General features: G+C 70.9%; 14 protein-coding genes. 9 read left to right on the plus strand and 5 right to left on the minus strand.

The features are described 5' to 3' along the window. Nucleotides 1–19 precede the first annotated feature (19 nt). From ACIGCK_RS10705 to mutM, 6 genes are all read left to right on the plus strand, one after another. Nucleotides 20–2,203: an ATP-dependent DNA helicase RecG gene (locus tag ACIGCK_RS10705; RefSeq protein WP_396666001.1), complete on the plus strand. Its 2,184-nt coding sequence runs from the start codon at nucleotides 20–22 to the stop codon at nucleotides 2,201–2,203. 34 nt (nucleotides 2,204–2,237) lie between these two features. Then, complete coding sequence (gene coaD / locus ACIGCK_RS10710) at nucleotides 2,238–2,735, plus strand: pantetheine-phosphate adenylyltransferase (protein ID WP_330171603.1); 498 nt, start codon at nucleotides 2,238–2,240, stop codon at nucleotides 2,733–2,735. A 107-nt stretch (nucleotides 2,736–2,842) separates the two neighbouring features. Next, on the plus strand, nucleotides 2,843–3,319 hold the full coding sequence (locus ACIGCK_RS10715) for a YceD family protein (protein WP_396666003.1): 477 nt from the start codon (nucleotides 2,843–2,845) through the stop codon (nucleotides 3,317–3,319). A 25-nt stretch (nucleotides 3,320–3,344) separates the two neighbouring features. Then, on the plus strand, nucleotides 3,345–3,554 hold the full coding sequence (gene rpmF, locus ACIGCK_RS10720; RefSeq protein WP_050721097.1) for a 50S ribosomal protein L32: 210 nt from the start codon (nucleotides 3,345–3,347) through the stop codon (nucleotides 3,552–3,554). Nucleotides 3,555–3,565: 11 nt separating this feature from the next. After that, complete coding sequence (gene rnc / locus ACIGCK_RS10725; protein WP_396666005.1) at nucleotides 3,566–4,258, plus strand: ribonuclease III; 693 nt, start codon at nucleotides 3,566–3,568, stop codon at nucleotides 4,256–4,258. Beyond that, a complete protein-coding gene (gene mutM / locus ACIGCK_RS10730; RefSeq protein ID WP_396666007.1) occupies nucleotides 4,251–5,165 on the plus strand; it encodes a bifunctional DNA-formamidopyrimidine glycosylase/DNA-(apurinic or apyrimidinic site) lyase in 915 nt (304 codons plus the stop codon). The genes rnc and mutM overlap by 8 nt, the downstream gene beginning before the upstream one ends. Here the strand turns inward: mutM and ACIGCK_RS10735 are convergent, their stop codons facing one another. The 3 genes from ACIGCK_RS10735 to ACIGCK_RS10745 all read right to left on the minus strand — a co-directional run bounded on the left by ACIGCK_RS10735 (nucleotide 5,166) and on the right by ACIGCK_RS10745 (nucleotide 6,909). Further along, nucleotides 5,166–6,215, minus strand: a complete 1,050-nt coding sequence (locus ACIGCK_RS10735; protein WP_396666009.1) for a GNAT family N-acetyltransferase — start codon at nucleotides 6,213–6,215, stop codon at nucleotides 5,166–5,168. Nucleotides 6,216–6,323: 108 nt separating this feature from the next. Further along, complete coding sequence (locus ACIGCK_RS10740; RefSeq protein WP_330171608.1) at nucleotides 6,324–6,614, minus strand: hypothetical protein; 291 nt, start codon at nucleotides 6,612–6,614, stop codon at nucleotides 6,324–6,326. Nucleotides 6,615–6,777: 163 nt separating this feature from the next. After that, on the minus strand, nucleotides 6,778–6,909 hold the full coding sequence (locus tag ACIGCK_RS10745) for a hypothetical protein (protein ID WP_330171609.1): 132 nt from the start codon (nucleotides 6,907–6,909) through the stop codon (nucleotides 6,778–6,780). A gap of 168 nt (nucleotides 6,910–7,077) precedes the next feature. On the opposite strand from ACIGCK_RS10745, the gene smc reads away from it, so the two are divergent. The 3 genes from smc to ACIGCK_RS10760 all read left to right on the plus strand — a co-directional run bounded on the left by smc (nucleotide 7,078) and on the right by ACIGCK_RS10760 (nucleotide 12,049). Beyond that, nucleotides 7,078–10,590 (plus strand): chromosome segregation protein SMC, encoded by a 3,513-nt coding sequence (gene smc / locus ACIGCK_RS10750; RefSeq protein WP_396666011.1) that lies wholly within the window; start codon nucleotides 7,078–7,080, stop codon nucleotides 10,588–10,590. 20 nt (nucleotides 10,591–10,610) lie between these two features. After that, the gene (ftsY, locus tag ACIGCK_RS10755; RefSeq protein ID WP_330171611.1) at nucleotides 10,611–11,483 is read left to right on the plus strand and encodes a signal recognition particle-docking protein FtsY; all 873 of its coding nucleotides are present in this window, start codon (nucleotides 10,611–10,613) and stop codon (nucleotides 11,481–11,483) included. A gap of 62 nt (nucleotides 11,484–11,545) precedes the next feature. After that, nucleotides 11,546–12,049, plus strand: a complete 504-nt coding sequence (locus ACIGCK_RS10760) for a DUF2004 domain-containing protein (protein ID WP_396666013.1) — start codon at nucleotides 11,546–11,548, stop codon at nucleotides 12,047–12,049. A gap of 13 nt (nucleotides 12,050–12,062) precedes the next feature. Here ACIGCK_RS10760 and lipA read toward each other — a convergent pair whose 3' ends face one another. After that, on the minus strand, nucleotides 12,063–13,052 hold the full coding sequence (gene lipA / locus ACIGCK_RS10765; protein ID WP_396666015.1) for a lipoyl synthase: 990 nt from the start codon (nucleotides 13,050–13,052) through the stop codon (nucleotides 12,063–12,065). Continuing rightward, nucleotides 13,049–13,699, minus strand: coding sequence for a lipoyl(octanoyl) transferase LipB (gene lipB, locus ACIGCK_RS10770; RefSeq protein ID WP_396666016.1), 651 nt, complete (start codon nucleotides 13,697–13,699; stop codon nucleotides 13,049–13,051). Before lipB ends, lipA begins: the two co-directional genes overlap by 4 nt. Nucleotides 13,700–13,719: the final 20 nt, after the last annotated feature.

The following is a 13,719-nucleotide window of genomic DNA, read 5'->3' on the forward strand; positions in this document are numbered from 1 at the left end:
CCGACCCTAGACTCGGGTCGTGCCCTCGCTCAGCCTCGAATCGCGCCTGGACGGCGTCGTGGGCGGAAAGACGGCGGCGGCTCTCGGCCGAGCCTTCCAGATGCAGACGGTCGGCGATCTGCTCTCGCACTATCCGCGCCGGTACGCGCGCCGCGGCGACCTCACGCCCATCGACTCGCTACCGCTGGGCGAGAACGTCACGATCGTCGCGGAGATCCGCAGGGTGAGCGAGCGGGCGATGCGGCAGCGGCGCGGTTCGCTGCTCGAGGTCGTGATCGGCGACGGTCTCAGCGAGGTGTCGTTGACTTTCTTCAATCAGCAGTGGCGGATGTCCGAGCTGCGCCCCGGTCGCCGGGGGATCTTCTCCGGGAAGGTCGGGCAGTACAAGAGCGGCCGGCAGTTCGCGCACCCCGACTACGTGCTCTTCGACGGCGATGTCGAGAACACGCTGCGCACGACCGCGGCGTTCTCCAACGCGATGATCCCCATCTACCCCGCGACCTCGTCCCTGCCGAGCTGGAAGATCTCGCAGGCGGTCGATCTCGGGCTCGACTCGCTCGGAGGTCTGGACGACCCCCTCGTCGGCGAGATGCGAGAGCGGATGCAGCTGCTCCCGTTCGCCGATGCGCTGCGCGGCATCCATCGTCCCGAGACCGACGCGGACGTCGATGCCGCCCGCCGCACGCTGCGGATGCACGAGGCGCTCGTCCTGCAGACGGCGCTGCTGCAGCAGCGTCAGTTCGTGCGGGCGCTCTCCGCGACCACCCGTGCCAGCGAGTCCGGGGGCCTGCTCGACCGTTTCGACGCCGCCCTTCCCTTCGAACGAACGACCGACCAGATCAGCGTCGGCGATCAGATCTCGGCAGATCTCACGACCCCGTGGCCGATGAACCGCCTGGTGCAGGGCGAGGTGGGATCGGGCAAGACGCTCGTCGCCCTGCGCGCGATGCTGCAGGTGGCCGAGTCCGGGGGGCAGTCCGCGCTCATCGCCCCCACCGAGGTGCTCGCGGGCCAGCATCTCCGATCGATCGCCCGCATGCTCGGGCCCGACCTCGCCCCCGCTCTGATGCCGACCCTGCTCACGGGCCAGCAGGGCACCGCGGAGCGACGCAAGGCCGCGCTCCGCGTCGCGTCGGGGCAGGCGCTCATCGTCGTCGGCACTCACGCGCTCCTGAGCGACAAGACGACGTTCGCCGATCTCGGGCTGGTCGTCATCGACGAGCAGCACCGGTTCGGCGTCGAGCAGCGCGAGGCGCTGCGGGCCAAGGGGACGAGTCCTCATGCCCTCGTCCTCACGGCCACGCCCATCCCGCGCACCGTCGCGATGACCGTGTTCGGCGACCTCGATGTGTCGACGATCCGGTCGATGCCCACGGGGCGCGCCGGCATCGAGACCTTCGTCGCGCCGGTCGCCGAGAAGCCGGGATGGTTCGATCGCGTCTGGGCGCGCGTCGCGGAAGAGGTCGGCAAGGGGCACCAGGCGTTCGTCGTGTGCCCCGCGATCGATCCGACGGCCTCGACGGCGGCCGCACGGGACGACGATGCCGACGCGGCCGACGCGCCGGTCGCGGAGGGCGCACCGGCGAAGCCGCGGTGGGGCGTCGTGCAGGCAGCGGACCTGCTCGGCCGGCATCCTCTCTTCGGCTCGATCCGCGTCGCGACCCTGCACGGCCGGATGCCCGGGGAGGAGAAGGATGCGATCATGCGCTCCTTCGCCGCGGGGCAGATCGATGTGCTCGTCGCGACGACCGTCATCGAGGTCGGCGTGGACGTGCCGAACGCGTCGACGATGGTCGTGCTCGATTCCGACCGCTTCGGGGTCTCGCAACTCCACCAGCTGCGCGGGAGGGTGGGCCGGGGCAGCGTCGCAGGCCTCTGTCTGCTCGTGACGGAGGCCGCGGGCGGGTCGCCCGCTCGCTCCCGGGTGGAGGCGGTGGCGCGCGTCTCCGACGGCTTCGAGCTCGCCGAGATCGATCTGGAGCTGCGCGGGGAGGGCGACGTGCTGGGCGACCTGCAGTCCGGCGCCCGATCGTCGTTGCGCCTGCTGCGGGTCGTCGATGACGCGGCACTCATCGGTCTCGCGCGCGACGAGGCGGAGCGGATCCTCGAGGAGGATCCGGCCCTCAGCCGCCACACGGGGCTGTCGTCGGCGATAGAGCGCCGCCTGGATGTCGCCGAGCGCGCGGCGATGGCCCGGGCCTGACGGGGCGAGCGCGCTCCGCGGGTAGTCTCGAGGGGTGAACAACCGGATCGCCGTCGTGCCGGGCTCCTTCGATCCGCCCACGCTCGGCCACCTCGATGTCATCCGGCGCGCCGCGGGACTGTACGACCGGCTGCACGTGCTCGTCGTGCACAACCCGGGCAAGGCGGCGATGCTGCCGATCGCGCAGCGGCTGAGCCTGCTGGAGCAGTCGATCGCCGAGAGCGACATCGACAGCGACGTGGTCGTCGCCTCCTGGAGCGTCGGGCTGCTCGTGGACTACGCGCGCGATGTCGGAGCGGGGGTGCTGGTGAAGGGCATCCGCTCGCAGGTGGATGTCGCCTACGAGACGCCCATGGCGATCGTCAACCGTCATCTGGCCTCCGTCGAGACCGTCTTCCTGCTTCCCGATCCCGCCCACGCGCTCGTCTCCAGTTCGCTCGTGCGCCAGGTCGCCTCCCTCGGCGGGGACGTCTCGCCGTACGTGCCGCCCGCGGTCGCCCGCTTCCTCGACACGGGCGCCCGCGACATCTGACCCGGCCCCGGCCCGGGCGAGCGCGGGTAGCATGGTCGACCGTGAGATCCCCACGCCCCGGCCCCTTCAGCATCGGCGTCCGCGACATCGTCCGGCGCCCCGGTGAGATGCGCGAAGTCGAGCTCGACGTCCCCCTGAAGGAGAAATGGGGGGAGGGGCTCGTCGCGGTCGAACCTGGTGAGACGATCCACGTCTTCGCCCGGCTGGAGTCGGTGCACGAGGGCATCCTGGCCACCGCAGCGGTGGACGCGCAGTACCGCGGGGTGTGCGGGCGATGCCTGACGGACATCTCCGCGCCGGTCGAAGTCGAGTTCCAGGAGCTTTTCGCGTATCCTGGGCAGGAAACATCTGACCTCGAGGTTCAAGACGACCACGTGGATCTTGAAACTCCGGTCAGGGATGCGATCGTTTTGACGCTTCCGTTTCAACCGGTCTGCCGACCGGATTGCCCGGGGCTCGACCCCGCGACGGGCGAGCCGATGGCGGATGGATCGGGCACGGAACCTCGTGCCGACCTCGATCCGCGCTGGGCGGCGCTGGCGGAGTACACCGCGACAGACGCCGATGGCGGCCGGAAGCCCTAGAACTCACCGACGAAAGAGATGACCCATGGCTGGTAACCCTCCGAAGCGCAAGGTCTCGCGCTCCAACACCCGTTCGCGCCGCGCGCAGTGGAAGGCGGAAGCCCCCGCGCTCGTCAAGACGGTGGAGAACGGCAAGGTCGTCTACAGCCGTCCCCACCAGGCGAAGGTCGTCACCGACTCGCAGGGCACCGAGCTGTTCCTGGAGTACAAGGGCCGCAAGGTCGCCGACGTCTGACAGCGACGCTCGTGACGGACGTCCCTGGGGGGAGACGGCCACTCACAGACACGCTCGGCGTCGACATCGACGCCGAGCTTCTGTCTCTCGCCCTCACGCATCGCTCATACGCGTATGAGAACGGCGGAATCCCGCACAACGAGCGTCTGGAGTTCCTCGGGGACTCGGTGCTCGGACAGGCTGTGACGGTCACTCTCTTCACGAGATATCCCGACCTGGACGAAGGCTCGCTCGCCAAACGACGTGCGAGCCTCGTCTCCACCGTCGCCCTCGCCGAGGTCGCCCGACGCGTCGGCGTCGGGGCCCACGTGCTCCTCGGCCGAGGCGAAGAGCAGACCGGCGGTCGCGACAAGGACTCGATCCTCGCCGACACGACGGAGGCCCTGATCGGCGCCGCCTACCTCTCGGCGGGCCAGGATGCCGCGACCTCCCTCGTCATCCGCCTCGTCGAGCCCCTGCTCGACGACCCCGAGCGCTACGGCGCCGCGATGGACCCGAAGACGAGCCTGCAAGAGCTCGCTGCGCGCCGTCAAGCGCCGCCGCCGGAGTACTCGGTCGTCGCCGACGGCCCCGACCACAACCGCGTCTTCACCGCCACGGTGCGTGTGGGGGACGTCCGAGCGGACGGAGTGGGCACGAGCAAGAAGGCGGCCGAGATGGCGGCGGCCCTTCAGGCCTGGCGCGATCTCAGCGCCCGTGCCTGAGCTCCCCGAGGTCGAGGTGGTGCGTGCGGGCCTCGCGCCCGCCGTCACCGGCGCGACGGTCGCGGCCGTCGTGGTCGACGATGCCCGCGCCCTGACCCGGCACGCGGCGGGCGTCGCCGACTTCTGCGCTCGTCTGACCGGCCGCCGCGTGCTCGGCGCGGCCCGCCGCGGGAAGTTCCTCTGGTTCCCGCTCGCTCCCGACGGGGAGGGAGCGCCGGAAGCGGTGCTCGGTCATCTCGGGATGAGCGGACAAATGCTCCTGCGGGCGGCGGGCGCGGACCGCGAACGCCACGAACGCGTCCGACTGAGCTTGGACCACCCGCTGCACGGGGAGCTCGATCTCGTCTTCGCCGACCAGCGGACGTTCGGCTCCCTCGCCGTCGACGCGCTCGTCCCGACCGACGACGGCGAACCCGCGGGGCGGGGAACTCGCGACCCCCTTCTTCCGGCGCAGGCCCGCCACATCGCCCGCGACCCTCTCGACCCCGCTTTCCGCGATCGCGCATTCGTCGCGGCTGTGTCGCGCACGCGCTCCGCGATAAAGCGCGTGCTCCTCGATCAGGGCGTCGTGAGCGGCATCGGCAACATCTACGCGGACGAGGCCCTCTGGTCGGCCCGGCTGCATCCCGAGACGCCGTCCGACGCGATCTCCTCGCGTCGAGCCGGACGCCTGCTCGCGGAGGTGCGGGCCGTGCTGGAGCGGGCGCTCGCCGAAGGCGGCACGAGTTTCGACGCCCAGTACGTCAACGTCAACGGTCAGGCCGGGTACTTCGCCCACTCGCTGAACGCCTACGGTCGTGGCGGGCGGCCGTGCCCGCGGTGCGGCCGCCCGATCGAGCGCATCGCCTTCACCAACCGCGCCAGCCATTTCTGCTCGCGTTGCCAGCGGATGCCTGAGGCCGGCTGATCAGCGAAGCACCTTCTTCCACGCCCCTTCGTACGCGATCGGCGCGAACCCGATCGCTTCGTTGATGTCGAGCATCGGCCGGTTCTCCTCCGCGTTGTAGGTCAGCACGCGCGGTGAATCGGGCGCGATCGCCCGCCACGCGAGGAGCCCCTCGCACTTCACGAGCATCCCGAGGCGGTGACCACGATGCCGGGAGAGCACGAGCGTGTCCTCCTGATGCGTCGCCTCGGAGCGGTCGGCGGCGATGACCAGCTCGTTGAAGGCGCACAGCTCACCGGTCGCGATGTGCTGGGCGGCCGTGACGAGCATCGTCTGCCCGGCCTCCAGGTATCGCTCATCGTGCGTCGCGACACGAGCGGCATCCCACACCTCGTCGTCGTATTCGAGGGCGGCGGAGGGGGCGTCGGTGACCATGCGCGATTTCATCCACGCGTATCCGGCGGTGAACTCCGACGGGGTCGGCAGCGTCCACGACACGACCCGGTAGCCCACGGCGGCCTCGAGCGCGTCGTCGCGCAGGGTGCGCACGCGATCCCACGACCCGCGCAGGTCGAGGGCGCTGCACCGCTCGACCTGCTCGAGCGCGAAGCCCCGGCGGGCCAGGAAGCGCGCGGCGTGGCCCTCCGCCGGCACCGAGCCGAAGCCGGTCGGCGGGTGCAGGCGCCCACCGGGTGCCTCGGGATGCTCCACCCACGTCTGCAGCGTCTGCCGACCGTGCTCACGCGCGACCCGTTCGATCATCTCGAGAGCCGCGCCGCCGATGCCGCGCCCCCACGCTGCGCGGCGCAGCTCGATGAGGACGAACGCGAGGGTCGATTCCCGTTCGATCGGCAGATCCACCCCGATGCGCCCGACCGGCTCGTCGTCGTCGAGGACGAGCCACGTCATCCGCTTCTCGTACGGATCGTCGCGGTAGTGCGGGAGGAGGCTCTCCGCGCTCATGGAATGGTCGGTATGCCCGGAGATCTCCTCGTACACCGCGTTGCGCACGCCCGACATCGCGCGGAAATCGGCGCCGTCGGGATCGTCGGCGCGGGTGGGGATCGTCACGGGCCGGATGGTGACGCCGGCGGGAAGGGATGTCATCGCGGTGCTCTCATCGTGAAGGGGTGGGGAGGGGGAGGCCGGTGCCCGTGCGTGGGCCCGGGCACCGGCGGGTTACGCGCCGTGCATCCACAGGCGGGTGGCCCAGGCCGCGTCGGCATCCCGGAGCTCGCGTCGGTCGACGGCGCGCTGCCGCAGCAGCTCCCGTTCGCCGGCGTCGGCGCCGGTGCCCCTGTCGGCGGTGCGAGGGGGACGAGCGCTCCAGATGAGCAGCCAGAGCCCCACGCGCATGGCACAGCGATCGAGGATCGAGGTGCGCGGTGGAGCGGGAAGAGCCGCCGCCAGGAGCGAAGGCAGGGAATCGGGAGGGTGCGCGGCTGTCCGCGGCGGGGAGGTGGTGTTCACGGGAATCGCTTTCGGAGGACCCGGGGTATCGGGCGGGAGAGGAAAGGGCGGGGGAGGGGGCCCCGAAGACCCGTGCCGTGGCACGGGGGTGGGTCCACGGATGCCCCCGGGTACCGGCATGCACCGAATAGCCCGGGAACCGGGCAGAGGTGCGGCGCGGACGCTAGCGCGCGGAGAGGGCGGGTGTTCCGCCGAAGGCGCCGACGGGGCCGGTCGCGAGCGATGCGCGGGCGACGACTCCGAATGGAGCGTGCGTGCGGGGCGCTGTGCCCGTCTTGGTGTTGTGCATCATCATGGCGACCTCCTCTCGATGTCCGACGCGAGCACAGACGCTAGCGCCCACGTGCGCCGCCGTCAAGCGGATTCTCAGGTTTCCTCGCGCGGCCGCGCGGTGCCTGCCGGGCTCCGAGGGATGCCTCGGGTAGCGTGAACCCGTGAAGATCCGGGGCCGAGGGGCGCATCCATGCACCTGAAGAGCGTGACGCTCAAGGGCTTCAAGTCGTTCGCGCAGCCGACGACGTTCGCGCTCGAGACGGGCGTCACGGCCATCGTCGGCCCCAATGGATCCGGCAAGTCCAACGTCGTGGACGCCCTGGCGTGGGTGATGGGCGAGCAGGGCGCGAAGACCCTCCGCGGCGGCAAGATGGAGGACGTCATCTTCGCGGGGACCTCGACCCGCGGCCCCCTCGGCCGCGCCGAAGTCCAGCTGACGATCGACAATTCCGACGGCGCGCTGCCGATCGAGTACTCCGAGGTCACGATCAGCCGGACGCTGTTCCGAAACGGCGCGAGCGAGTACGCGATCAATGGCGAGTCGTGCCGGCTGCTCGATGTGCAGGAGCTGCTCAGCGACTCCGGTCTCGGCCGTGAGATGCACGTCATCGTCGGGCAGGGCAGGCTCGACGCCGTGCTGCAGGCGTCTCCCGAGGATCGTCGCGGGTTCATCGAGGAGGCGGCCGGAATCCTCAAGCACCGGCGGCGCAAGGAGAAGACGCTGCGCAAGCTCGAGGCGATGGAGTCCAATCTCACGCGTCTCAGCGATCTCGCCGGCGAGATCCGGCGACAGCTCAAGCCGCTCGGGCGGCAGGCGGAGATCGCGCGGGAGGCGCAGTCGATCGCGGCGGTCGTGCGGGATGCGAAGGCCCGGCTGCTGGCCGACGAGGTCGTGCAGCTGCGGCGCACCCTCGCCGATCACGCGCGCGCCGAGCACGAGCGCCACTCGGAGCGGCTCGTCCTGCAGGACCGGCTGGAGCAGGTGCGCGCTCGGGTGGCCGCGCTGGAGGCGGACCCGGGCGGGGAGGGCGTGGATGCCGCACGCGGCGTGCTGTTCGGCCTCGAGCAGGTGCAGGAGCGGCTGCGGAGCCTCTTCACCCTCGCCAATCAGCGCCTCGCGCTGCTGGGCGGCGAAGACGACGCCCCCGCGGGGGTTACGGTCTCGGAGGCCGACATCGACGAGGCGCGCCGCGAGGTCTCCGAGCTCTCCGACGGGCTGACGGGAGCGCAGGACGCGGCCGTCGCCGCGGGGCGGGCGGTGGCGCAGGCACGAGCCGAGCTCGACGCGCTCGACACCGACATCGCCGCGCAGAGTGCCCTGGTCTCGGAGCATGACATGCGGCTCACGACCCTGCGGGGCAGGGCCGAGGCAGCGGCATCCGCCCTCGCCGCCGTGCGAGAGGCGGTGCAGAGGCAGAGGGGGGCGCTGGATGCGGCGCTGGCGCGACGCGCGGAGGCGCAGGAGGCGATCGAACAGCTCGGCACGCCTCCCGACGGCGGCGACGACGCCGCGCACGCGGCCGAGTACGAACGCGCGGGCCGCGCCGTGTCCGAGGCCGAGGCGCACGTCGCCGGGATGCGTGATCGGCTCCACGCCGCGGAACGCGAGATCGACTCGCTGACCGCCCAGACGGCCGCACTCACCCGTGCGCTCACGGTGCGCAACGCGGCGGCCGCCATCATCGATCGCGGCCTGACGGGTGTGCAGGGCCTCGTGGCGGACGGGATCCAGGTGCGACCCGGCTTCGAGGCCGCCATCGCCGCCGTGCTCGGTCCCGTCGCCGAGGGCCTGCTCGTCGAGGAGCGCGATTCCGCGTTCGCCGTTCTCGCAGAGGCCGCGCGCGCCGATCTCGGCACCGTCGACGTCGTCGTCGCGGACGCTCCCGTGCGCCACAAGCCGCCCGCCGTCGAGGGACTCATCGCCGCGAGCGACGTCGTCTCCGGCCCAGACGGTGTGCGGGGCATGCTCTCGGGCGTGTTCGTCGCCGACGACCTCGCGGCCGCGCGGAGCGCGTGGGAGCGGATGCCCCTCCTGACCGACGCCGCTCCGGTGACCGTCGTGACGCGCGCCGGGGAGGTGACCACCGCCCAGCTCATCCGCGGCGGGGCGGGGGGATCGCCGTCCCGCCTGGCGCTCATCGCCGAGCGCGACGCGGCCGACGAACGTCTCGCGGAAGTCCGCGTCATCGCCGACTCGCTGCGCGAAGCGCTCGGCGATGCCCAGGCCGCGCTCGCGGCCGCGCGCCGGCACGCGGCCGACTCGCTGACCGCGCTGCGGGAGCACGACGCCGCGCTGGCGGCCGACGCCGAACGCCGGAACAAGGTCACCGTGCGCTACGAGGCCGCCGCGGCCGAATGCGAGCGCCTCGAGGCGGGCGTGGCCCAATCGGCGGGATCGGTCGCCGACGCCGAGGCGGCCGTGCGCCGCGCCGACTCCGAGCTCGAGGCGGCGCAGGAGCTGCCCCGCCCGATCCTCGACGCGTCGGCCCGCGAGGGCATGCTGGCAGAGCTCGAGGCGGCGCGCGAGGGCGAGATGCGCGCCCGGCTCGACGTGGAGACGCTGCGGGAGCGGATCCGTGCCCAGGAGTCCCGAGTGGGCGGACTGGTCCGGCAGCGGGAGACGGAGCGCAAGGCCGCCGAGGACGCGGCTCGTCGCGCCGTGGTCCGGCGTGCGCAGCGCGAATCCGCCGGGGGAGTGGTCGCGGAGGTGCCGCGGGTGCTCGACTCCGTGGAACGCTCTGTCGCCCAGGCTCGCCTGGAGCTGGCCCGTGCCGAGCAGGATCGCGCCGAGCACAACGCCGAGTTGAAGGACCTGCGCGGTCGGGAAGCGGGGCTGCGCGAGCGGCTCGCCGGACTGACGCAGGGGGTTCACGCCCTCGAGCTCCAGATACACGAGAAGAAGCTCCACCTGAACGGTGTGCTCGATCGCGTCCGGTCGGAGTTGGCGATCGATGAAACGATTCTCATCGCGGAATATGGTCCGGACCAGGATGTAGAGGTTCCGGGTACCGACGATGACGAACCCGTCACCGAACCATTCGATCGCGATCGTCAGCGCCGTCGCCTGCAGGATGCCGAGCGCAAGCTCGCGCAACTCGGCCGGGTCAACCCGCTCGCGCTCGAAGAGTTCGCCGCCCTCGAGCAGCGGCACGCGTTCCTCGTCGATCAGCTCGCCGACCTCACGAAGACGCGCACCGACCTCATGACGATCATCGAAGAGCTCGATGAGCGGATGCAGGCCATCTTCCATGCGGCCTACGAAGACACCCGCACGGCGTTCGGCGAGGTCTTCCCGATCCTCTTCCCGGGAGGGGCGGGCAGCATCTCGCTGACGGACCCCGACAACCTCCTGACGACGGGTATCGAGGTCTCCGTCCGCCCCGCGGGCAAGAAGATCGAACGGCTCTCGCTGCTCTCGGGCGGGGAGCGATCGCTCGCGGCGGTGGCGTTCCTCACCGCCATATTCAAGGCGCGTCCGAGCCCGTTCTACATCCTCGATGAGGTCGAGGCGGCGCTCGACGACGCGAACCTCGGTCGGCTCCTCGGGGTGTTCGAGCAGCTGCGCGCCTCCAGTCAGCTCATCGTCATCACGCATCAGAAGCGCACGATGGAGGTCGCCGATGCCCTGTACGGGGTCTCGATGCGGCAGGACGGCGTCTCGGCGGTCGTGGGGCAGCGCGTGAACGAACGCGCCTCGGCCTAGTGCCCGCGTAGGCTGGAGTCATGGCGGAGAAGTCCTGGTCGCTCGGTCGCGCGCTGCGCGGCATGTTCGTCAAGCCGACGATCGATGAGACGACGTGGGACGACCTCGAGACCGCGTTGATCCAGGCCGACTTCGGGCCGGACATCACCGAGCGGATCGTCGACGAGCTGCGCGAGAAGGTCGAGCGCTACCGCACGACCGACCCCAAGGACCTCCAGCGAATGCTGCGCGAGACGCTCGAGGAGCATTTCGCGAGGTTCGACACGACCCTGCGGCTCACCGAGCGGCCCGCGGTGGTGCTGATGGTGGGCGTGAACGGCGTGGGGAAGACCACGACGATCGGGAAGTTCGCGAAGTTCCTGCAGCGGTACGGTCGCTCGGTCGTGGTCGGTGCCGCCGACACGTTCCGCGCCGCCGCCGTCGATCAGCTGGCGACGTGGGCGGATCGCGGAGGGGCGCAGATCGTGCGGCCCCAGCAGGAGGGCCAGGATCCGGCATCCGTCGCCTATCAGACGGTGGACTTCGCCCAGCGCACGGGGACCGAGATCGTGCTCATCGACACCGCCGGGCGCCTGCACACGAAGGGCGGCCTGATGGACGAGCTCGGCAAGGTGACCCGCGTCGTTGAGAAGCTCGCGCCCATCAGCGAGGTCCTGCTGGTGCTGGATGCGACGACCGGTCAGAACGGCGTCATGCAGGCGGAAGCCTTCCTGCAGCACGCGGGCGTCACGGGTCTGGTCATCACGAAGCTCGACGGCTCCGCGAAGGGCGGTTTCGTGCTCGCCGTTCAGGAGCGCACGGGCATCCCCGTCAAGCTTCTCGGTCAGGGTGAGGGCATCGGGGACCTGACCGGCTTCACGCCGCACGTCTTCGCCGCCGCGCTCGTGGAGTGAGCCATCCGGCGACGCGCCGCGGCGGGCTACCGTGTGGCGTCGCGTGCTGGTTTCATGGAGGTATGGCGATCGAGCACGACTTCTTCGGACTCCTCGAGTCCGGACCCGACGGGTCGATCTTCTGGTCCGAGAACATCGAGTTCGGCGACCAGCAGGTCACCGTCGATCTGACGGCGCCCGATCAGGAGGACGTGACGCCCGCGGCACTCGACATCGCGGCCGGAATGGTCGCGACGATCGAGGGGATCGACCGGCTGGCGCGGGACGCCATGCTCGCGCAGGTCGATGACCGCACGAGCGAGGTGACGGAGTACATCCTGCAGCAGCAGGCGTCGTACGGGGAGGACGAGCTCGAGGAGATCCTCGCGGACGTGTCGGGCGACATCGCCGTCGACGTCATCCGGTCGCTGCAGCTGATGAGCATGACGATCCTCGCCGACGAGCTCGGCAGCGGGGACCCCTTCGCGGTGCTCGAGTACGCCCTCGACCCCGATGCGACCGACGACGTGCTCCTCGTGAATCTCGCCAGCAACGGAGCGGTTCAGTCGGTCACCAGCGCCGAGTGACACGGCCTCCGGCTCAGACCGCCTGGGCGAACCCGTGGTCGACGCCCTCGGCGATGTGCGCGAGGTGAGGCGGGATCTCCCGGCCCTTCGAGATCATCGACTGGGCCCATAGGCGGCCCGCACGGTAGGACGAGCGCACCAGCGGCCCCGCCAGCACGCCGAGGAATCCGATGCGCTCCGCCTCCTCCTTGAACTCCACGAACTCGGCGGGCTTGACCCAGCGCGCCACCGGAAGGTGGCGGGGAGAGGGGCGCAGGTACTGCGTGATCGTGATGATGTCGGTGCCCGCCTCGTGCAGATCCTGCAGGGCCTGGACGACCTCCTCGGGCTCCTCGCCCATACCGAGGATGAGGTTCGACTTCGTGATGAGCCCCGCGGCGCGCGCCTGCGTCAGCACGTCCAGCGAGCGCTCGTACCGGAACGCCGGCCGGATGCGCTTGAAGATGCGGGGCACCGTCTCGACGTTGTGAGCGAACACCTCCGGGCGGGAGGAGAAGACCTCTGCGAGCAGGTCGGGGTTGCCGTTGAAGTCGGTGGCGAGGATCTCGACGCCCGTGTTCGGGTTCATCTCGTGGATCTTGCGCACGGTCTCGGCGTGCAGCCACGCACCCTCGTCGGGCAGGTCGTCGCGAGCGACGCCCGTCACCGTGGCGTACCGGAGGTTCATCTGCACCACGCTCTCGGCGACGCGGCGCGGTTCGTCGCGGTCGTAGTCGGCCGGCTTGCCGGTGTCTATCTGGCAGAAGTCGCATCGTCGGGTGCACTGCGACCCGCCGATGAGGAAGGTGGCCTCGCGGTCCTCCCAGCACTCGAAGATGTTGGGACAGCCCGCCTCCTGGCAGACGGTGTGCAACCCCTCGTCCTTGACCAGCGAGTGCAGAGCGGTGTACTCCGGGCCCATCCTGGCCTTCGTCTTGATCCACTCCGGTTTGCGCTCGATCGGGGTCTCGGCGTTGCGGATCTCCAGGCGCAGAAGCTTGCGGCCCTCGGGTGCGGCGCTCATGCGGCCATCCCCGCGGGGGTGCCGGCGTATGTCGCCTCGAACGCGGCGGCCACCTCGTCGACGATGTCGGCGGGCGAGATCTCCGCGCCGGCGACCTCGCTGAGGGTGGTGACCCCGGCATCCGCGATGCCGCACGGGATGATCGCGCGGAACGCGGCGAGGGAGTTGTCGCAGTTCAGGGCGAAGCCGTGCATCGTGACGCCGCGCTGGACGCGGACGCCGATCGCGGCGACCTTGTCCTCCGAGAGCGGGCGACGCACCCACACGCCGCTGCGTCCCTCGATGCGGTAGCCGTCGACGCCGCGCTCGCGGAGCACATCGATGAGCACCCCCTCGAGGAGTCGTACGTGGCCCACGACGTCGACGGGCTCGTGCAGGCGCACGATGGGGTAGCCGACGAGCTGACCCGGCCCGTGCCACGTGATCTTGCCTCCCCGGTCGACATCGACGACGGGCGTGCCGTCCTGAGGGCGCTCCGCCGGCTCGGTGCGCTTGCCGGCGGTGTACACGGCCTCGTGCTCGAGGAGCAGCAGCGTGTCGGGCCGCGTGCCCTCGACGACAGCGGCGTGCACGTCGCGCTGCAGCTGCCAGCCCTGCATGTAGGGGACGAGATCGGGTGAGAGTCCCACCCGCTGGATGTCGAGCACGCTTGCTCCCTCGCTTGTGG

Origin of the sequence: Microbacterium sp. NPDC078428 (genome assembly GCF_044542535.1) — a bacterium.
In the GTDB taxonomy this organism is placed as follows: domain Bacteria; phylum Actinomycetota; class Actinomycetes; order Actinomycetales; family Microbacteriaceae; genus Microbacterium; species Microbacterium limosum.

What these genes read in the sequence shown, in the direction of transcription:
- ACIGCK_RS10715 (WP_396666003.1), top strand. Translation starts at nt 2,843, where the DNA reads ATGCGCGAAGTCGAGCTCGACGTCCCCCTGAAGGAGAAATGGGGGGAG.
- ftsY (WP_330171611.1), top strand. Translation starts at nt 10,611, where the DNA reads ATGGCGGAGAAGTCCTGGTCGCTCGGTCGCGCGCTGCGCGGCATGTTC.
- ACIGCK_RS10745 (WP_330171609.1), bottom strand. Translation starts at nt 6,909, where the DNA reads ATGATGATGCACAACACCAAGACGGGCACAGCGCCCCGCACGCACGCT.
- ACIGCK_RS10760 (WP_396666013.1), top strand. Translation starts at nt 11,546, where the DNA reads ATGGCGATCGAGCACGACTTCTTCGGACTCCTCGAGTCCGGACCCGAC.
- lipA (WP_396666015.1), bottom strand. Translation starts at nt 13,052, where the DNA reads ATGAGCGCCGCACCCGAGGGCCGCAAGCTTCTGCGCCTGGAGATCCGC.
- smc (WP_396666011.1), top strand. Translation starts at nt 7,078, where the DNA reads ATGCACCTGAAGAGCGTGACGCTCAAGGGCTTCAAGTCGTTCGCGCAG.
- rpmF (WP_050721097.1), top strand. Translation starts at nt 3,345, where the DNA reads ATGGCTGGTAACCCTCCGAAGCGCAAGGTCTCGCGCTCCAACACCCGT.